Below are 19,079 nucleotides of genomic sequence, written 5' to 3'. Positions count from 1 at the left end.
GGGTCCTCGCCCGGCCGGTGACGTGCTGGCAGCCCAGCTGACAGGGTCCTCGCCCGGCTGATGACGTGCTGGTGGCCGGCTGGGCGCAAGCCCCCTGCTTCACCCTTCGCGACGTGCACTTCTCCGGAAGCTGTTCCGGAAGCCGAGTTCGGGCGTCAGATGCTGGGCCCCCTGCGGGGAATTCGACGAGGGCCGATCACACCTCGCCCGTGGCGAACAGCTCGAGGTGCCCGCACTTGGGGCAGCGGAACGCCTCTATCTGCCGCCGGGGCCGGCCCATCCGCTTGGCGCCGCCGAAGATCCCCCGCTCCAACGCACCCTCGGCTCGGCTCCGGGACGCACGCGGTCAGAGGGGCTGGAGCCGGGTGTGCAGGAGGCAGAATTCGTTGCCTTCCGGGTCGGCCAGGACGTGCCAGCTCTCGGTGCCGGTCTGGCCGACATCGGCGGGCTTGGCGCCGAGAGCGAGCAGCCGCTCCAGCTCGGCGTCCTGGTCGCGGTCGGTGGCGTTGACGTCGATGTGGAGTCGGAGCTTCCCGGGCCGCGGTTCGTCGCTGGGGCTGAGGACGAGGATGGGCTGCGGACCACCGAAGCCGACGCCGGGCGGGCCGATGGCGATGCTTCCGTCCTCTTCCCGCTCGAGTTCGACGTAGTCGAGGACCGCGCTCCAGAACGCGGCGAGCCGGTCGGGGTCGGCGCAGTCGATGACCAGCTCACTGATGCGGCATGCCATGCCGGTCAGTGTAACTGTGGGCGTACTCCACCCTGTTGGCTGAGGGCGGTGACGTCGTTCGCCGGCGCCGCAGTGCGATGGTGAGCCTCGGGTGGTCATTCCGTGGCCGAGTAAAGTGATCACGCACAGCTCTCATCCGTTCACCAGCGCCCTGGAGTTGCTATGACGACCGCCTCACGGCCGCCTGTGCCGGTTGACACCAGCAAGGCACACCCCGCGCGTGTCTATGACTGGCTGTTGGGCGGCAAGGACAACTATCCGGTCGACGAGGCGGTCGGGACCCAGCTGCCGCCCGAGGCGAAGAACGCGGCACGGCAGAACCGTCAGTTCATGCACCGGGCGGCCGCCTGGCTCGCCGGGCAGGGCATCGACCAGTTCCTGGACATCGGCACGGGCATTCCGACCGAGCCCAATCTTCACCAGATAGTGCAGAAGGTCCTGCCGACGGCGAAGATCGTGTACACCGACAACGACCCGATCGTCCTCCGGCACGCCGAGGCGCTGCTGATCAGCCGGCCCGAGGGCGCGACCGACTACATCGAGGCCGATGTACGACAGCCGGAGGGCATCGTCCAGCACGCCCGACAGGTCCTGGACTTCAGCCGTCCGATCGCGCTGTCCCTGATAGCGCTGATGCACTTCATCCCCGATGCGCAGGACGCGCACGGCATCGTCCGCGATCTGGTGGCCACCCTGCCTCCGGGGAGCTACCTCGTGCTGTCGCACGCTGCGTCCGACCTGTACCCGGAACTCGCCGCCCAGGTGACTGCCGAGTACGCCAAGGGGGGCATCCAGCTCGGCTTCCGGACCCGGGCGGAGGTGGGACGGTTCTTCGACGGCATGGAGCTCGTTCCGCCCGGCCTGGTGACGGCGACGGAGTGGGTCACCTCTCCCCCGGCCTCGGAGCCGGAAGGGAGCGGCATCTACGCGGGAGTGGCCCGCGTCTCCTGAACCGTTGCCGTTGCATGAAAGCCCCGGGCAGTCACCTTCGGCGGACGCGCACGGCCAACACTGCGGTTCGAACCGGGCGTTGACGGCTCTCCACCAGCCGGCCTGGCCGCTGGGGGTCGGTCCCGGCCGTCGTCAGTTCGCCGGCCGGGAACCGGGCGGACTTCCCGCGCCGGCTCCGGCCCCCGGCTTGTCCTTGGCCCAGGGCCGGACAGCGAGCTTGCCCGTCGTGCCGAGGTCCAGCTCCGGTGTCACCATCACGGGATCGGCGCCGGGACGTGCCCGGACCCGGACGTACGGCACGTTCACCGGCGTACCGAACTCGGTGGTGTTGCGCCACATCATGCCCGCGGAGGCGGACTCACCGTGGCCCAGCGTCAGGACCACTCCATCCGTGACGCACGCCGCACCTACCGTCGCAGGACCGCCACAGCCTCCAGCGGGGCCGGCGGTGCAGATCCTTCAGTAACGCTGGGCCTTGGCGAGAACCGGCGTCAGCTTCGGCTGCGGTGGCTGGTGACTGAACGCGATGGGTTGTTCCTTCTTCCCCGGCTTGAGGTGCTCCGCGCCGACGTACCGCGTCTCGACCACCTTGCCGGCCGAGTTCTTGAAGTCGACCTGCACGGCGTAGGAGGCTTCGCTCCTGGTCTTGTTGGTGATCGTGACCAGGACGGCGAGTACTCCACCGGTCTGCGCTCTCGGCATTCCCGTCATGGCGACCTCGGAGAGCGCGTTGCCCCGCCCCTTGACGCTTTTGAGCTCCTTTTCCGCTGCCGCGCTTCTGCGTTGGGTCTCGGCTTCCACCGATGCTTCGAACTCGGAGGCGCGCGCCGAGGCGGACGAGGCCGCCGCGGAGGCGGAACCCCTGGCCGAGCTGATCGCCGCCGAGGCCGAGGACGCCAGGGCCGGCGGCGGTGTGCCGGCGAACGACGAGGCGTTCGGCGTACTGGTGGTTCCGGCCGGGGGCGAGGTGGCGGCGCTCTGACCGTTTCCGTCGCCGCAGGCCGCGAGCCCGCCGGCCAGCAGGAGCCCGCCGAGTGTGCTTGCCGCGAGGATGCGCCGTCGGTCCTTTCCGAAGACTCTGAGCCGGGTCAGCGACATGTGCCGTCCAAAGGGGTCGATGGTCTGTTCTTCCATCCTCGGCACACGATCCGGCGTTCCGCGAGTCGGGCGCGGCCGCATGCCCGCCTTGAGCACGATGGGCGGCGCCGGCGCGGTCCGACCGTGGGAGGGGGGTGCCGCCGCGGGTGGGCAGCGGCGCCGACGAGCGAGTACGACAGCTGTTCGGCTACGCGGGCACCATGTCGACGGCGGGTGCGCGGGTGCGCAGCATCGGGTGCTCGCCGATGACGCCCTCCAGGACGGCGAAGCCCTCGGTCAGCTCCAAGGCAACCGGTACGAGTGCCTCGACCAGTGCCTCCTCCGTGTCGGGCAGCTGGTGAATGTGATCCGCGGTGATGTGTCCGGCGGCCAGCAGGTCGCCGCTGTGCGCTCTCACCTGACGCAGGCTGAACAGCCGGTGCAGGTGCCCGAGAGCTGCTCGGGCGCGGGAGTCGGACGCCTTGCCGACGGCGCCCAGCAGCGCCTCCGCCGCGAGGCGGTGCACGTGTGCTTCGACGAGCTGCAAGGCCGGCGTCACGGTTCCGTTCCACCGCGCGAGGGGGTCGCCGCGGCGTCCGTTCCGCAGTCGGCTGCGGGCCCTGCTGTGCCAGATGCGCTCGATGTCCGCGAGCAGCTCCTGCAGATAGCCCGGGTCGTCCAGGGAACGGCCGGCCGCAGGCGCCTCGGAGGGCGCCGTGGGGGTGAAGCCGCCCATGAGCATCTCGCCGGCCGCCTTCACCCAGATGACGCGGTTGTCGCCCTCCGCTGTCACCGTCCCCTCGTTCGCGGTCAGTTGGTAGGCGATGCCGTTCGAAAGCAGCAGGCCCTGCGCTCCGCAGCGCTCACGGCATTCGGTCATGACCGTCCTGGCCTGCCAGGTGATCCACGCCTTGGCCACGGCCGCCAGACGCTCGGTCTCCTCACGCTGCGCCTCTCCGCCTCGCGTCCACCGCCGCACCACGTCGCGGTGCAGCAGGGTCGCCGCGTAGGTGGTGGCGACCGCGGACAGGAGCGAGGCGTGGTGGCTGCGGTGCTCGATGAGGGGAACCTTGCGCCCGGTCGTCATACCGGAGGTGAGTCGCCGGTGAGCGTGCCGCATGGCGACGGCCAGGGCGTGCCGCGTCACGCCGAGGCTGTAGGCGCTCATACACATCTTGCCGGCGTGGACGCGGCTGACCGATCTGAGGAATCGTTTACGCGGATTGCCCAGCGTGCTGACGAAAGAGCCGTCACGGGACAGGCGTCCGTGTTCCCCCTGCAACATGGCTTCGAAGGGAAGCCGCACACCGTGGAAGGAGGTGGCGCAGTGGTCGACCGGCGCGCTGGCGGTCTGCGGGAGGGACCGCACCTCCACGCCCGGGTAGTGTCGGCCCTCGCCGTCAGTGAGCGGGGTGAGGAAGAGAAAGACGCCGTGGTCGACGTCGTCCACCATCAGGCGGGCCGCCACGACGGCGTTCTTGGCGCCACCGGTGCCGGAGGTGTTCGGCATCCACTTGCAGGCGCCCGGAGTCGGAGTGTCGAGGACGAAGCCGCTCGATCCGCGATCGAACCTGGCGGTGGTCTCCAGCGATGCGGCATCGTTGCCATGGTCTAACTCGGTGCACAGGAAGGTCCCGACGCTCTCCATACGGCTGTACGGGTACAGATCCCGTCCACCGGGGTCGTGGTCCAGGAGGCTGCCGATGTGCAGGTTCCAGTGGATGCTCGCTATCGTCGCCATACCGGGGTCCACGACTCCGGCCCACTCGTGCATCGCCGTGAGCGACTCGATGTCCGTGGCCAGACCGACCGGGTCCGCTGCCGCTTCGTTGATGAAGCGGAGTCGCTCGTACGACAGCGCCGTGCGCTCCTGCGGGCTGAGACCCTCCTGAAAGGCGAACCGAGGTCCGTCGAACAGGCGCCTCCAGGGCTCGTGGATCCGCTCTGCGTGAGGTCCGAACAGGATGCGGGTGAGGTCTGCGGATATCCCTTGTCCATACGGAAGTCGAGATTCGGTCACGACCGGAAAGATAGTGGAGTCGATCATTCACTCACAGTGTGATGATCAGCACGATTAGCTGCGAGCCGAGGGTGGAAGTAATCCCGAATGACGCTACGACGGCCCACCTGCGGATGATTCGAGCGGCGGACGCACCGGCGAGGACGTCGCCCACAGGAGTCGAGCCGATCACATGACCGAGTCGGCACTGATGGGGCGGCGTAAGGGGGGTGGAGCAACGGCACAACGTCTCCAGTCCCGAGCCGGCTGCCGGGGCCTGTCCGACCCACCCCCCATGGCCGCGAGTCCCCAACGATCTCCGTTCCGGCCCATCGGTTCACACCGTATGCCAAGCCACTGACGACACGGCGGGCGCACATCGCCCCCGGCGCTCGTGCTGCGGCGCTCGAAGCCGCGCACGAGACGGCGGGTCCGCACCAGGGGCGGCCCGCTCGGCTCGACGGCTGCCACGCCGCCCTGCATGGCAGCGGCCGGCACGTGCTTCGTCCGGGACGGGCCGCGCGTCAGATGGGTGAGCGGCTACGCGGCACCCGGGCCAACGGGCTGACCAGGCCGTACAGTTGGCGGAAGGCATCGCGCAACACGGGGCGGTCCGCCGGCGCGGCCGTCACCAGTACCTGCTCCAGGAGCTGTCGACGACGTTGGCGCGTCGCTTCCAGTACGCACTTTCCTGCGCCCGTGAGGCAGAACTCCCCCGACGGGACACGGCGCACCAGCGTGCGCTGCTCCAGTCGGTGGAACAGTTGCCTCATCGATGAAGGGCTGACGCCGATGTCCCTGGCGATCCGGTCCGGGTCCGCCTGCTCCCTTTCCAGGGCGAGCAGACCGCGCATCTGCTCCTCGGAGACCGTCGGGGCCACGTCTTCATGGGCCCGCTGCCACAACTCGATCATCGATTGGGCAACATGTTCCGCCGCCATCTTGGCTTCAGCAGGTTCGGGTTCCACTGACATGGCTTACCCCTTCCTTGAGGCCGTCGAGAACTGGCGCTTACCCACCTGACGGCGCATCAGCCCCGCTTGTACGTTCGAAAGCGCCTTGATCTGGGACAACAGGCAGGCACAGTGTGCAGATGGTGGGGCATTCGGGTGACGGCCCGAAGCGGGAGCTCTTCCGGGTCAGGGACGACAAGCCCGTCTCCCGGGCGTGGGCGCACTCGCAGGTGCGGCCTCCGGCCGGTCAGGAACGGCAGCGCAGCATCTCCAGCGGCGGGTGCGCGAGGAGGTCCGCCCAGAAGTCCTCGCCGAACTCACGGACGCCGGCTTCGGACACCCCCAGCGGAACCCACTCCACCTCACGGAATCCGGCCGCCCGCAGACACTCCTCGTAGACCTCACGCCGCGGGGCCGTGGTGACGATGCTGATCGGCTGCGGGTCGAGAAGAGCCGTGACCCGCACCCGCGGACCCGTCTCGGTCTCCTCGCCGGTCGGCTCGCAGCGGAACCCGTACTGGTCCAGGGACGCGCAGTCGAACCGGTAGTCGGGCCTCTGGGCGAGCACGAAGAACTCCCCACCCGGCACCAGGCTTCGGTGGATGTTGCGGCACATCCGCTCCATCGCCGCCACGTCCTCGGCGTAGTTGAGGCACTGCACTCCCAGCGCGATGTCGAAGCGCCGGTCGGCAGGCCGCAGCCCGGCCACGTCACCCACCTCGTAGAGCACCCCCAACGGGTCACGCTCCTCGATCTCCCGCGCGGCGGCGATCATCTCGACGGAGATGTCGACACCGAGGACGTCCGTGGCGCCGCGCCGCTTGAACTCCCTGCTGTAGAACCCGGTGCCGCACGCCAGGTCGAGAACGGACTTGCCGCGCACCTCCCCGACCATGCCCAGGAAGCTCGGCACCTCCCCGTGCCGTATCAGCGGCAGTGACTTGAACCCCTCGAATGCCTCGCCGATCTCGTCGTACTGCTGCACACCCATGTGCCGCCCCCTCGTGTGTGTCGTGCTGTACGCAGCCGCGCCGGCCCTCCGGATTCAGAGGTCCGCCAGATCGCGGTCGCGCAAGGAGTCTGCTCCGTCCGTTCGCCGTTGCCGTACTGGCAGATGGCACAGGAAGTGGACCGGGTGATCCTCCTAACACCCAAACTCCACCTCACCAGGCATGGGCGGCCCGTCAGACGCTCTCGTGTCTCCGCAGGTCACCGACGGTCAGCGGCTCGTACACGGGCGGCGATTTCGTTGAGGAGCCCTGCCCGGCCGTAGTACATTCCGCCCGGAGGCGCACGAGTGCCTGCCCCGGACGAGATGTGCGCCGTACCCGGCCCGACAAGACGACGCTCGCAGGAGGCGTCATGGGCGTACACGGACCATGGATCGACTTCGCGTCCGAGGCACCGCTGCCCCACGCCCTGGACGTCGACTGGATCCACGGCTCGCCGTCGGCGAAGCACAACACCGATCCCGACATCCAGGTGCACGCGTACGACGCGCACACGTTCATCCTTCGGCAGAACAAGGCGATCAACTATGAGGCGCCGTTCCTGTTCCTGATCTTCGGCAATGAGCGCGCCGTCCTCATCGACACCGGTGCCACCGAGTCGGCCGAGTTCTTCCCGCTGCGCCGGGTGGTCGACGAACTGGTAGGGCGCTGGCTGGCCGAGCATCCGCGCGACGACTACGCCCTGCTGGTCCTGCACACCCACGCGCACCACGATCACGTCGCGGGCGACGCACAGTTCACCGCCCGTCCCCGCACCACGGTGGTGGGAGCCGGTCTGGACAGTGCCTGGGCGTACTTCGGGTTCACCGAGGACCCCGACCGCGTGGCCCGGGTGGATCTAGGCGGCCGGGCGCTGGAGTGTCTGGCCACCCCGGGCCACGACAAGGCCGCCGTCACGTACTACGACCCGCACACCGGATTCCTGCTGACCGGCGACACGGTGTATCCCGGGCGGTTGTACGTGGAGGACTGGGCCGCGTTCGGCCGGACGGTCGACCGCTTGATCGCGTTCGCCGACACCCGGCCGGTCACGCATGTCCTGGGCTGTCACATCGAGATGACCGGCCAGGACGGGGTGGACTACCCGGTCCGCACCACCTACCAGCCGGACGAGCCACCCCTGGAGATGACCGTCGGTCAGCTGCGCGACATCCGAGCGGCGATCGACGAGATCGGCGACCGCCCCGGGCGGCATCCCTTCCCGGGCTTCGTGATCTGCCGCGAGGACGGCTGACGTCACCGACGCTGATCCGGGCCCACGACCGTCAACCACGCTCGTGATCAGTACAGACAGCCCGTCGTCCGGGCGATCAGGCGGGCGAGTTCGGTGACGTACGGTGACTCGAAGAGGGTCAGGTGGTCTCCGTCCAGGACGTGCCGGGTCAGTTGTCCGGGGGCGCAGACACGGGACCACGAGCGGGTCGCCGCCCGCAGGAGGTCCGGGTCCTGCTTGCCGGCCTGTACGAGGGTCACCGGGCCCGCGTACGGTGCCGGTCGGTAGGCCCGGGCGGCTCGCAGGTGGGCGCGGTTGGTGCGCCGAAGCAACTCCATACGCAGACGTTCCGCGGCGGTCGCCCCCGCCTGCGGGCCGTACAGGCCCGGTTCCTCCTGCTCGTCACTGTCGTCGGACTGCGGGAGCTGGTCCGCCGGATAGCTCTCGACGAGGAAGAGCATCCCCGGCGGCTCGCCCCGCTGTTCCAGCAACCGGGCCATCTCGAAGGCCACGAGACCGCCCATGGACCAGCCCAGCAGAAGGTACGGGCCGGTCGGCGCCACGGTACGGACGGCCGCCAGGTAGCGGGCGGCCAGCGCCTCGACGGTGTGCTGCGCAGTCTCCTCCCGGCCCTGCCCGCCCGGCGCGGCAGACGGACTCCGGAGGGCGAAGAGGGGGTGGCGCAGCTCCGTACGGGCGGCGAGATGACGGAAGCCGGTGACCTCGCCGCCCGCCGGGTGGACGCAGAACAGCGGGGCACCGTCGCCCCGTGACCGCAGCGCGACGACGTCGTCCGCAGCGCCCGGGCGAGCGGCAGTGCCCTGCTTCAGCAGGCGGGCCAGGTGCCGCACGGTCGCCGCCCTGCCGGACCGTTCCTGTTCCGGATCCGGCTCGGAGAACAGGACGGGTACCTGCAGTGCGGTGCCGAACTCCGCGTTCAGCCGTGCGATCAGCCGTACCGCGAGCAGGGAGTGGCCGCCCAGGGTGAAGAAGTCGTCCTCCGCTCCCACCGCGTCGATGTCGAGCAGTTCCCCGAAGTTCCGGGCCACGGCGGCCTCCACCGGGTCAGCCGGCGCCGTCCCGGAACGGCCCGCCGGGGGAAGGGCCGGGCCAGTGCCGTCCACCCGGGCGAGGGCCGCCCGCACGGCTGCCATGTCGACCTTGCCGTTCGGTGTGAGGGGAAGCGCGGCGACCTCGGCGAAGGCCCCTGGTACCAGGGGCGTGGGCAGCCGCTCGGCGACGAACGCACGCAGGTCCTGCGGCGCCGGGCCGGCCGGGCCGGTGACGACACACGCGGCAAGGCGGTCGCCGCGCGCCTCGTCCGCCACCAGGGCCACCGCCGCGTCGCGCACGCCCGGGTGACGCACCAGCACGGACCGGATCTCCCCGGGTTCCACACGGATCCCGTTCACCTTGATCTGGTCGTCCACCCGGCCCAGGTACCGGATCAGACCGTCCGGGCCGACACAGGCCAGGTCGCCGGTTCGGTACAGCCGGCTGCCGGGTTCCGGTCCGAAAGGGTGTGGCACAAACCGCTCCGCGGTCAGGTCCGGGGCGCCCAGATACCCCCGGGCGAGACTCGTGCCCCCGATGTAGATCTCTCCCTGCACGCCCACGGCCGCCGGTTCGAGGGAGTCGTCCAGCACCAGCACCTCGGCGTGGTCCATGGGCCGGCCGATCGGGACCGGGCCCGAGACGTCCGCGGCGCCCACCTCGTGCACGCACACGCCGACGGCGGTCTCGGTGGGACCGTACTCGTTGAAGATCCTTGTGTCCGGAGCGTGGGTCCGCCAGGCGGCCACCGCCTCCGCGTCCAGGGCTTCACCGCCGACGACGAGTGACCGTGTCGTACCGGCGAAGTCCCCCTCGGCCAAGGCGCGGTTCACGACCTTCAGATGCGAGGGGGTCAGCTTGAGCACATCCAGGCCGGACCGGTCGGCGAGGTTCGCCGAGAGGGCGAGAGCGTCGCGGCACGCGGGGTCGAGATGGACGGGACGGCCCGTGATCAGTGGCAGGAACAGACTCGTCACGGTGAGATCGAAGCCGATCGAGGAGTGCGCCATCGCGCCCCCGGCCGCGTCACCGCCGCCACGGCCGACGCCGTCACCACCGACACGCCCGTGACCGTCGCCGTCCCCACCCGCACGCCCGCGACCGTCGCCGTCCTCGTCCACAAGCCCACGGCCGTCGCCGTCGCCACGGCCGACGCTGTCGGCGTATGTGCGGGCGCTCCACAGCAGGTAGTCGCACACGGCCCGGTGCGGGAGCATGACGCCCTTCGGCTCCCCTGTGGAACCGGAGGTGAACATGATGTACGCGAGGTTGTCCGGCCCTGGCTCGCGCGGCGGGGCGGGCTCGGCCGCCGGACCCGTGTCCTCGTCCGGCAGCGCGCGCGGATCGACGCATTCGACCTCCTCGGCGACGGGCAGCTGCCGCGGCCGGTCGGTGAGCAGCAGCCGGCATCCGCCTCGCTCCAGCAGTTCCGCGACCCGCAGGGCCGGGAGTTCCGGATCGAGCGGCACATAGCTCCCGCCGGCCTTGAGCACGGCGAGCAGCGCCACGACCAGCGTCGCCGAGTGCGCGGTACTCACCGCCACCGGTGTCTCGAGATCGACGCCTCGTGCGCGCAGCGCCCGGCTCCACCGGTTCGCCCGCGCGTCGAGTTCCCGGAAGGTCAGCTTCTCGCTCCCCGCCACGACGGCCAGGGCGTCCGGAGTCCGGCGCGCCTGTTCTTCGACGAGCCGGTGCACCACCTGTCCCGCCGGCGGGGTACGGCCGCACCGGGGGCCGGCCCACCGCCCCGCACCCGCGGCCGGCGACCAGCCCGATCGGTCGCGGCGCGGGTCGGACGCGACCGCGGGCTCCAGGCGGGCCTCGTGCACGGGAGCGGCGGGCGCGGCGAGGAGCCCGGCGAGCAGCGTGGCGTACTGGCCGGCCAGGACGCGGATGTAGGTCTCGTCGAACTGCTCGCCGTCGTAGTGCCAGGCCGTCGTGGCCTGCCGGTCGGCGAGCACACAGGTCAGCCGCAGGGCGTGGTGCTCGGTCTCGACGTCGTCCCACAGCACGCCGAACGTCGCGCCGTGTCCCGGGTGGCCCGCCGCGGAGAGCGGCCCGGTGGTCTCGGCGCAGACGAAACCGATGCCGTGGCCCGCCGGGCCGGGGAGACCGGATGAGGGAGCATCCTGCAGGTCTTCCTCGGCGTCGGACAAGGCGCGTTCGGCACGGGCGGCGAGGGCGTCGAGGACGGGAACGGGGGTGAGCCGGGCCGTCACGTCGGCCCACTGGGCGAAGTGGCCGAGGCTGCTCGCCGTCTCGTCGAAGTCCCGGCCGGCGAACAGCGTGCCGACGGTGATGTCGCCCTCTCCGCCGATCCGCCACAGCAGTGTCTGCCAGCAGGCGAGCAGCACCGCGGCCGGGCGCACGCGGCGTCGGCGGGCATAGGCCCGGACGGCGGCTGTGAGGTCGTCCGGCAGGGACGCGGTGACGGTGCGGCGATCCGGTCGGCCGGCGCCGGGGTGGCGGCGCAGCGGCATGGCCGGCTGCCTGGCCGCAGCGCTGTGCGGTGCCGTGAGCGGGGGCGGAGCCCCGAACTCCTGATGCTGCCACTCGGCGAACTGGCTGTACTGGAGGACTTCTCCGGTGGGGGGACGGTCCGCGTACCGTGCGGCGAGCTCGTCGGCGAGCAGGCGCAGCGCGCGGCCGTCGGCGGCCAGCGGGGTGGTGGTGATCAGCAGCGAGTGCCGCCGGGGAGCGAGGGCGAAGAGGGTGGCACGCACGACCGGGTCTCCCGGACCGCCGTACGGCAGGTCCCGCAGGGCGCGGGCCTCCTCGTCGATCCGGCGCTCCTGCGCGGCCTCGTCGAGGTGGCCGAGGTCCTCCACCGACCACTGAGGGCGCAGCCGGTCCGCGTCCCGGACGACGAGCAGCGCGGTGCGGACGCCGGGCACCCGCTGATAGACCGCGCGGAGGATCTCGTGCCGGGTCACAGTCTCCTGCAACGCGGCCGCCAGGCGGTCGCCGTCGAGGTCGCCGCCGACGGCGAGGAGCAGCTGGGCCCAGCCCGGCGCGTGGAGTTCGGCGAGCCGCCACAGCCGCTGCTGCTGGTACGACAGCCGGTACCCCTCCACCGGTTGCCCCTGGCCTCCGGGTCCTTCCTGGCGGGTGTGCGTCGTCACCGGAACCTCACCATGCCGCCCATGGCGACGAGGAGCTCGCGTTCGCCTCGGAAGGGGTTGCGGGCGTGGGCGGTGAGGATGTTGTCCAGCAGCATCACGTCGCCGCGCTCCCAGGGGAAGCTGATCTCCAGTTCCTGGTAGACGCGCAGGATCTCGTGCATGGCCTCGTCGGGTATCGGGGTGCCGTCGCCGAAACGGCAGGTGCGCGGGAGTTCCTCCGGTGACATGGTGGCCAGCAGGGACTCGCGGACGCTCGGGCTGAGGCACGCGGTGTGCCAGTGCTGTGCCTGGTTGAACCAGGACCACTCGCCGGTGTGCGGGTGGCGCAGCACGGCGGGGCGCACGGCGGTGGTGCGCAGCCGGTCACCGTGCCACTCGTAGCGCAAGTGCTGACGGGCGCAGCGGGCCTCGGCCTCGGCTCGGTCGCCGGTGCGGAACACGCTGCGCCAGTCGAGCCCGAGTCCGGTGCCGTAGGTGCGGATGTACATGACTCCCTTGGCGGTGAATTCCTCCCGCAGTGCCGGGTCGAGCCGTCGGTGGACGGCGCGGCTGTCGACCACGGGGGTCTCACCGCCGGACTCGGCCGGCCGGGCGCAGCAGAACCAGATGCGGGCCGGTCCCTCGTCGTTGAAGGAGTTCTCGTTGTGCCAGAGCAGCTTCTCCTCCGGCGGGAAGAACACCGGGGTGTAGACCTTGCCGCCGAGCGCGGCGCGCGGGTGTTCGCCGTTCTCGCCGAAGAGGTCGTCGACGAAGACCGAGGCGAAACGCTCCAGTGCGTCCGCGTGCGTGATGCCGAAGCCGCGGAAGAGGAGGAGGCCGTGTCGTTCGAGGTCCGCCTCGAGCCGGCCGCGGTGAGCGCGGGCCCAGGTCACCGGATCGACGTCGGGATGGGCCGGTCGCAGCACGACCGGCAGGTCGGTGCCTTCCCGTAGCGTCTCCCTCACGACGACGTCGTCGGAGGCCATGGCCACCCGGGTGGGCGTGATGCCGCGCAGGGTCCCGGGACCGCGCCGCCTGCCGCGGCCCGGTGCGGTGCCGCCGGTGGCGGCGGATGCGGTCGTGGGCAGGGGGGCGTCGGCGATCGAGGCGTCGGGCCTGGCGGCCATGTCCGCGACCAGCGCGAGGTACTGCTCCCGCAGCTCCGCCATGGTGGAGGCGTCGAAGAGGTCGGGGTCGTAGTTGAGGAACCCGGCGATCCCCTCGTCGTCCTCTTCCAGGACCACGGTGATGTCGAAGCGGCTGGTGTCGATGAGGGCCGCGGAGAACGGGCCGAGCCCCAGTCCGGCCATGGTGTCGGCGGGTCGCCGGTTGCTGTTCAGCACGAACTTGATCTGGAACAGCGGGCTCTGGTTGCGGGTGCGGGGCGGGCTGAGGGCCTTGACGACCTCCTCGAAGGGGAGGTCCTGGTGGGCGTAGGCGTCCAGGGCCAGGGCCTTGGTGCGTCCCAGCAGTTCCCGCCATGTGGGGGCGCCGGTGAGGTCGGCGCGCAGCACGATCTGGTTGACGAAGAAGCCGATCAGCGGTTCGGCCTTGGTGTCGGAGCGGCCCGCGACGTCCGATCCGACCACGAGATCGGTCTCTCCGGTGCGCCGGTTGACCACTGCGTACAGGGCGGCGAGCAGCGCCATGAACAGGGTGCTGTCCTCCTGGCGGCACAGTGTGCGCACGCCGTCCGCGGTCGAGGCCGGGATACGGAACCGCACGCCCTCCCCCCGGTGCCGAGGAGCGGCGGGGCGGGGCCGGTCCAGTGGCAGCCCGGGCAGGTCGAGAATGCCCTGGAGGCGCTGGGTCCAGTGCTCCAGCAGGCGGTCGAAGTGGCCGGCCTCGGCGAGTCGGCGCTGCCAGAGAGCGTAGTCGGCGTACTGCACGGGCAGCTCGGGCAGCCGGTGCGGCCGTCCCTCGTGGGCCGCCGTGTACAGCTCGGCCAGTTCGTCCCGCAGCACCGCCGCCGACCAGCCGTCCAGCGATACGTGATGGGCGGTCAGCAGCAGGACGTGGTCGGTGGGACCGAGCCGGAGCAGGCCGGTCCGCAGCACGGGGCCGGCGGCCAGATCGAAGGGCTGCCCGTAGTGTTCCCGGGCCAGCCGGCGCGCCTCCTCCTCACGCTGCTCGGGCGGGTGGCCGGTCAGGTCCGTGACGGGCAGCGCGACCGGTTCGGCGGGCAGTACGGTCTGGTACGCCTGCCCGTCGCGGGAGGTGAGGACGGTCCTGAGGATCTCGTGCCGTCGTACGATCTCCGTCAATGACCGCCGCAGCAGGCCGACGTCGAGCTCGCCGGTCAGCCGCACGAAGACGGGGAAGTTGTACTGGGCCGTACCCGGGTCCAGTTGGTGGAGGAACCACAGGCGCTCCTGCGCGAAGGAGGCCGGCGTGCTCGCCTCCCGCTCAACGGGCGCCAGCGCGGGCAGTGCGGGGCGTTGTGCCTCGGCGATCAGGTCGTCGACGAGGGCGGACAGCGCGCCGAGGGTGGACGCGTCGAAGGGGCCGCGGACCGGTACCTCCACCTCGAACTCCTCCCGCAGCCGGAAGACGAGGCGGAAGGTCAGCAGGGAGTGGCCGCCGAGGTCGAAGAAGTCGTCCCGGGCTCGGATGCCGTCGCGGCCGAGCAGTTCGCTCCAGATGGCGGCCATCCGACGCTCGGTCGGGGTGAGTTCCCGCTCGGTCTCCGTTTCCGGGTCCCTTCCGGTGCCGTCCTCGGCCAGGGTGCCGGAGACGGCCAGAAGCGCCGTGAGCGCGGCACGGTCCACCTTGCCGTTGGCGGTGAGCGGTATCCGGCGCAGCACCACGTAGCGCGACGGGAGCAGGGGGTCGGGCAGCCGGTCGCGGAGCCGTTCCTCGACAGCGGGCAGCGTGGCGAGCGCGGCTGGGCGCCACAGTGGTGCGGTCGCCAGCCGGTCCGTGGGCGTGGCGGCGCCGGGCGGTGGCAGCGGCTCGGGGTCCATGCCTTCGCGGTGCAGCAGGACGTCGAAGGAGCCGTCCGGGTGTCCCGCGGCCCAGCTCGGTTCGACCTGGTACCCGTGGCGCTCGATCAGCGCGCACAGCTCTTCCGGGTCCACGCCCGGGGCGACGGCGTCGGGTGCGGCGCCGGAGAGCCGGGTCAGCAGGCGCAGGTCCCTGGCCAGGCGGGCATTGGGGACGCCGCGCAGCGCGAGCCGGTCCGGCCGTTCGGTGTCGAGCAGGACCGCCAGCGCGCCGAGGTCCATGCCCTCCGCCTGCCAGTCCCGCCACTCGGGCTGTGCGGGGGCGGCGCCGGTGGTGCGCTCGCCGGCGACGGTGACGACGACGTCGTAGCGGTAGCGGTTCAGCTCGTGGTCGGCCGTCCCGCGCTTCAGCAGGACACGTACGGACTCCACCCGCGGCCAGCGAGCCGGCAGCCCGGCGAAGAGCCGGGGGTCGAGGCAGAGTTCGTTCTCGGCCTCCATGCGCCAGGCGGTCTCCGCGCTCAGGACGGTGTCGGGGGTTCCCGGCTTCGTGCGGTGTGCGACCACCGAGGCGTGGAACGCCTCCAGCAGGCGGAGGCTGCGCACGTCGCCGAGGAACACGTGCCCGCCATCGGGCATCGCGGAGAGTGCCTGTTCAAGAACCTCGAACAGGTAGTCCACGGAAGGGAAGTACTGCACTACGGAGTTCAGGATCACCGTGTCGTACGTCTCGCCGGGGCGGACCGCGCGATGGGCGGGGCCGGCCCGCAGGCCGATCCGCTCGCCGCCGTCCGGCCGTGCGTCGAGTACCTCCCGCAGTTTGTCGATGACCTGCTCGGACAGGTCGACGCCCTGGTAGTGGGCGCAGTCGGGGGCGACCCTGGACAGAATCAGGCCGGTGCCGCAGCCGATCTCCAGGACCCGGCCGGGCCGCAACGACCTGATCCGGTCGACCGTGGCGTCCAGCCACTCCCCCATCCCGGCGGCGTCGATGGGCTCGCCGGTGTAGCTGCTGTTCCAGCCCGCCAGGTCGAACGACGGATCGGCGGGACGCCGGGCCGAGCCGTAGGTGTCCTCGTACAACGTCTGCCAGCGGTCCACCCAGTCGGCGGCGGCCGTGTCCGTGGCGCCCGCCTGCTCGTGGCGGGGGCTGACGAAGGCGACCAGGTGCCTGGACTCATGTGCGGTGCCGTACGCGAGCACAGCGGCGTCGCGGACAGCGGGGTCCTGGGCCAACGCGGCGGCCACCTCGTCCGGTTCCACTCGGTGGCCCCGGATCTTGACCTGGTCGTCGAGCCGGCCCAGGTACTCCAGGTCCCCGGTGGCGAGCCGCCGCACCCGGTCACCGGTCCGGTACAGGCGTCCGCCCGGCTCGTCGCCGAAGGGGTCGGGGACGAAGCGTTCCGCCGTCGGCCCTGGACGGTTCCAGTAGCCGTGGCAGACGCCCGCCCCGCCGACGTACAGCTCGCCGGGCACGCCCCACGGAACCGGGTTCATCGACTCGTCGAGGACATACAGCCGCGTGTTGTGAACGGGCGTGCCGATGGGTATCCGGCCGAAGCCGCCCACGGGGTGCGCGCTGTCGTAGGCGGCGCAGGCCACGGCGGTCTCCGTGGGTCCGTACTCGTTCACGATGCGCGGGCCGCCGGACGCCGTGCGCCACGCCGCGAGCCGCTCCTCGTCGAGTTCCTCGCCCCCGACGACCATGGTCCGGGTCCAGGCCGCCGCGCGGGCCGGCGCCGCCGAGTCCTCGAGCATCCTCAGGTGCGACGGGGTGAGCTTGACGAAGGCGAGGTCTGTGTCCGAGACCGCCGACGCGCGCAGGGCCTCACCGGGTGTGCCGGAGTCGTCGGCGAACAGCAGCCGCCGGCCCGCCAGCAGGGGTGCGAACAGGCTGGTCACGGTCAGGTCGAAGGACAGCGACGAGTGCACGGGCACGGCGCCGTCGGCCCCGGGCGGCAGATAGGTGTCGGCGGCCCACAGCAGGTAGTTGGCGACCTGGCGGTGGGTGAGCATGGCGCCCTTGGGTCCGCCGGTCGAGCCGGAGGTGTACATCAGGTACATCAGGTCGTCGGGGGTGGCGTCATTCTCGGGTGGCGTCCCGGCCGCCTCCCTTTCCAGGGCGTCCGGGTCGACGGTGACCACGCGGACGTCCGGGCTCTGAGCCAGGTCCCGCGGCGGCGCGTCGGCGAGGACGAGCGTGGCACCGCTGTCCCGCAGCATGTGGTCGAGCCGGGCCTTCGGGTACGCCGTGTCGAGTGCCACGTAGGCGGCACCGCTTTTCAGCACCGCGAGCAGCGCGATGACCGCCTCGGGGGCGCGCGGCAGCAGTACGGCGACGATGGTGCCCGGGCCCGCGCCGAGCGCGCGCAGCCGGTGGGCGAGTCCGTTGGCACGGCGGTCCAGGTCCTGGTACGTCAGATCGGCGCGCCCCGGGGCCGACGCGGCGACCGCGTCCGCACAGGTCCGCGCGCGTTCGGCGATGAGCCGCTCCACGCGTGCGTCCGCGGGCCGGCCGACGCGGGTGCCGTGCGCGGAGCGCAGCGTCCGCTCCGTCTCCTGCGGCGTCATCAGGGGCAGCTCGCCGATCCGCGTGGCCGGATCGGCGGCCACCGCGGCGAGCAGGACTGTCAGGGAGCGGGCCAGCCGCTCGCCGGTGACCGCGTCGAACAGGTCGGTGGCGTGGATGAGCCGGCACTCCAGACCGGCGTCGGTCTCCCAGATGTTCAGGTCGAGGTCGAAGCGAGCCGCGTCGTGGTCGAGATGGTCCAGCTCGGTGAGGGCGACCCCGCCGGGCAGGGTGCGGACCGGACGCGGCGGCGTGTTGTGCAGGGTGAAGTTGACCTGGTAGACGGGATTGCGGCCGGGAGCGCGCTCGGGGTTCAGCCGCTGGGCGATCAGGTCGAGAGGGACGTCCTGGTTCTCGTACGCCTCCAGACAGGTGGTGCGGACCTCGGCGAGGAAATCCTCGAAGGACGCTGCGCGGCGGATCCGGGAGCGCAACGGGAGCGAGTTGGCGAAGAAACCGACGAGGTCGTGGAAGCCCCGGTAGCGGCGGTTGGCGACCGGGGTGCCGACGACGACGTCGTCGTGGCCGCCGTAACGGGCCAGTACGATCTGGAACGCGGCGAGCAGCACCATGAAGAGTGTGGTGCCGGTGCGCGCCGACGTCTGCTTCAGCGCGTCGCGGACGGGGACGGGAAGCGTGAACACGGTCGACCCGGCCCGGCCCTCCGGCTTCTGTGGCCGGGGGCGGTCGGCGGGCAGCGGCATGGGGTCGGGGGCGCCCGCCAGCCGGCGCTCCCAGTAGTCCAGCTGACCGGCCGCCTCGGCGCTGTCGGCCCACTCGTGCTGCCAGCGGGCGTACTCGGCGTAGTCGACGGTGAGGGCGGGGTGTTCGGGCGTCCGGCCGTCGAGGCGTGCGCCGTACGCCCTGCCCAGGTCGCTCAGCAGGACGCCGAGCGACCAGCCGTCGACGACGGCGTGGTGCAGGACGAGCACGAGAAGCGCGTCGTCCACCGCGAGCCGCAGCAGCCGGAACCGCGTCGGCGGGTCGGCGGCCAGGTCGAACGGCTGCGCGGCGTCGGCCAGCGCGATCCGCTCGGCCCGCGCCAGACGCTCCCGCTCGGGAAGCCCGGTGAGATCGACGACCTCCAGCGGTCGATGCCGGTGCGGCAGCACTCGCTGGACGGCGCGGCCCTCCCGCACCGGCAGGACCGTGCGCAGTACGGCGTGGCGCTCCAGCAGGTCGTTGAGGGCACCTTCGAGGGCCGCGGCGTCCAGCGGTCCGGTGAGCCGGTGCACAACGGGACTGTTGTACGCGGGGCTGCCCGGGTCCAGCCCGGCCAGGAGCACCATGCGGCGCTGGGTGAACGACGCCGGGGCCTCGCCGGCGTCGTCGGTGCCGGGCAGTCCGGTGGCGGCACCCTTCTCCCACATCCGCTGGCGCAGCAGGGCCCGCTGCCCGGCGGGGAGCCGTGCTATTCGCTCCCGCAGGTCGTCGTCGACCGCGTCGGCCCTCTTCGTCGTGTGCGTCATACCGCTCCCCCG

Annotated in this window: 10 protein-coding genes, 1 pseudogene and 1 riboswitch; of the genes and pseudogenes, 3 read left to right on the top strand and 8 right to left on the bottom strand. The window is 71.5% G+C overall.

All coding sequences use genetic code 11. The features are described from left to right. Positions 1-346: 346 nt before the first annotated feature. Entirely contained in the window at positions 347-730 is a 384-nt protein-coding gene (locus tag ACIGYR_RS16135; protein WP_391842463.1) for a VOC family protein, read from the bottom strand. A gap of 162 nt (positions 731-892) precedes the next feature. Between ACIGYR_RS16135 and ACIGYR_RS16130 the strand changes: the two genes are divergently transcribed. Beyond that, positions 893-1,681: an SAM-dependent methyltransferase gene (locus ACIGYR_RS16130; protein ID WP_391842465.1), complete on the top strand. Its 789-nt coding sequence runs from the start codon at positions 893-895 to the stop codon at positions 1,679-1,681. 132 nt (positions 1,682-1,813) lie between these two features. Here ACIGYR_RS16130 and ACIGYR_RS16125 read toward each other — a convergent pair. Then, positions 1,814-2,104 (bottom strand): annotated as a pseudogene (locus ACIGYR_RS16125) (DUF4232 domain-containing protein); the annotation flags it as partial. A gap of 36 nt (positions 2,105-2,140) precedes the next feature. Further along, positions 2,141-2,383 carry a hypothetical protein gene (locus ACIGYR_RS16120; RefSeq protein ID WP_391842468.1) on the bottom strand — a complete coding sequence of 81 codons (243 nt, stop codon included), beginning with the start codon at positions 2,381-2,383 and terminating at the stop codon, positions 2,141-2,143. 7 nt (positions 2,384-2,390) lie between these two features. On the opposite strand from ACIGYR_RS16120, the gene ACIGYR_RS16115 reads away from it, so the two are divergent. After that, positions 2,391-2,663: a hypothetical protein gene (locus tag ACIGYR_RS16115; RefSeq protein ID WP_391842470.1), complete on the top strand. Its 273-nt coding sequence runs from the start codon at positions 2,391-2,393 to the stop codon at positions 2,661-2,663. Positions 2,664-2,966: 303 nt separating this feature from the next. Here ACIGYR_RS16115 and ACIGYR_RS16110 read toward each other — a convergent pair whose 3' ends face one another. The 3 genes from ACIGYR_RS16110 to ACIGYR_RS16100 form a co-directional block, all read right to left on the bottom strand. Then, the gene (locus tag ACIGYR_RS16110) at positions 2,967-4,805 is read right to left on the bottom strand and encodes an acyl-CoA dehydrogenase (RefSeq protein WP_399599689.1); all 1,839 of its coding nucleotides are present in this window, start codon (positions 4,803-4,805) and stop codon (positions 2,967-2,969) included. Positions 4,806-5,281: 476 nt separating this feature from the next. Continuing rightward, positions 5,282-5,731, bottom strand: coding sequence for a hypothetical protein (locus ACIGYR_RS16105; RefSeq protein WP_399599687.1), 450 nt, complete (start codon positions 5,729-5,731; stop codon positions 5,282-5,284). A gap of 226 nt (positions 5,732-5,957) precedes the next feature. Beyond that, on the bottom strand, positions 5,958-6,701 hold the full coding sequence (locus ACIGYR_RS16100) for a class I SAM-dependent methyltransferase (RefSeq protein WP_399599685.1): 744 nt from the start codon (positions 6,699-6,701) through the stop codon (positions 5,958-5,960). Between the two features lie 292 nt (positions 6,702-6,993). Next, positions 6,994-7,061: riboswitch (guanidine-III (ykkC-III) riboswitch) on the top strand. A gap of 11 nt (positions 7,062-7,072) precedes the next feature. On the opposite strand from ACIGYR_RS16100, the gene ACIGYR_RS16095 reads away from it, so the two are divergent. Beyond that, positions 7,073-7,954 carry an MBL fold metallo-hydrolase gene (locus tag ACIGYR_RS16095; RefSeq protein ID WP_399599683.1) on the top strand — a complete coding sequence of 294 codons (882 nt, stop codon included), beginning with the start codon at positions 7,073-7,075 and terminating at the stop codon, positions 7,952-7,954. Between the two features lie 47 nt (positions 7,955-8,001). Here the strand turns inward: ACIGYR_RS16095 and ACIGYR_RS16090 are convergent, their stop codons facing one another. After that, entirely contained in the window at positions 8,002-12,108 is a 4,107-nt protein-coding gene (locus ACIGYR_RS16090) for an alpha/beta fold hydrolase (RefSeq protein ID WP_399599681.1), read from the bottom strand. After that, positions 12,105-19,067 carry an amino acid adenylation domain-containing protein gene (locus tag ACIGYR_RS16085; protein WP_399599680.1) on the bottom strand — a complete coding sequence of 2,321 codons (6,963 nt, stop codon included), beginning with the start codon at positions 19,065-19,067 and terminating at the stop codon, positions 12,105-12,107. The genes ACIGYR_RS16090 and ACIGYR_RS16085 overlap by 4 nt, the downstream gene beginning before the upstream one ends. Positions 19,068-19,079 lie beyond the last annotated feature (12 nt).

The organism is Streptomyces sp. NPDC053076, from assembly GCF_044546845.1.
Taxonomy (GTDB): Bacteria; Actinomycetota; Actinomycetes; order Streptomycetales; family Streptomycetaceae; genus Streptomyces.
The sequence above is the reverse complement of the archived record's forward strand: the minus strand, read 5'-3'. Positions and strand labels throughout refer to the sequence as shown.

What these genes read in the sequence shown, in the direction of transcription:
- ACIGYR_RS16120 (WP_391842468.1), bottom strand. Translation starts at nt 2,383, where the DNA reads ATGCCGAGAGCGCAGACCGGTGGAGTACTCGCCGTCCTGGTCACGATC.
- ACIGYR_RS16100 (WP_399599685.1), bottom strand. Translation starts at nt 6,701, where the DNA reads ATGGGTGTGCAGCAGTACGACGAGATCGGCGAGGCATTCGAGGGGTTC.
- ACIGYR_RS16085 (WP_399599680.1), bottom strand. Translation starts at nt 19,067, where the DNA reads ATGACGCACACGACGAAGAGGGCCGACGCGGTCGACGACGACCTGCGG.
- ACIGYR_RS16115 (WP_391842470.1), top strand. Translation starts at nt 2,391, where the DNA reads ATGGCGACCTCGGAGAGCGCGTTGCCCCGCCCCTTGACGCTTTTGAGC.
- ACIGYR_RS16105 (WP_399599687.1), bottom strand. Translation starts at nt 5,731, where the DNA reads ATGTCAGTGGAACCCGAACCTGCTGAAGCCAAGATGGCGGCGGAACAT.
- ACIGYR_RS16135 (WP_391842463.1), bottom strand. Translation starts at nt 730, where the DNA reads ATGGCATGCCGCATCAGTGAGCTGGTCATCGACTGCGCCGACCCCGAC.
- ACIGYR_RS16095 (WP_399599683.1), top strand. Translation starts at nt 7,073, where the DNA reads ATGGGCGTACACGGACCATGGATCGACTTCGCGTCCGAGGCACCGCTG.
- ACIGYR_RS16130 (WP_391842465.1), top strand. Translation starts at nt 893, where the DNA reads ATGACGACCGCCTCACGGCCGCCTGTGCCGGTTGACACCAGCAAGGCA.
- ACIGYR_RS16110 (WP_399599689.1), bottom strand. Translation starts at nt 4,805, where the DNA reads ATGATCGACTCCACTATCTTTCCGGTCGTGACCGAATCTCGACTTCCG.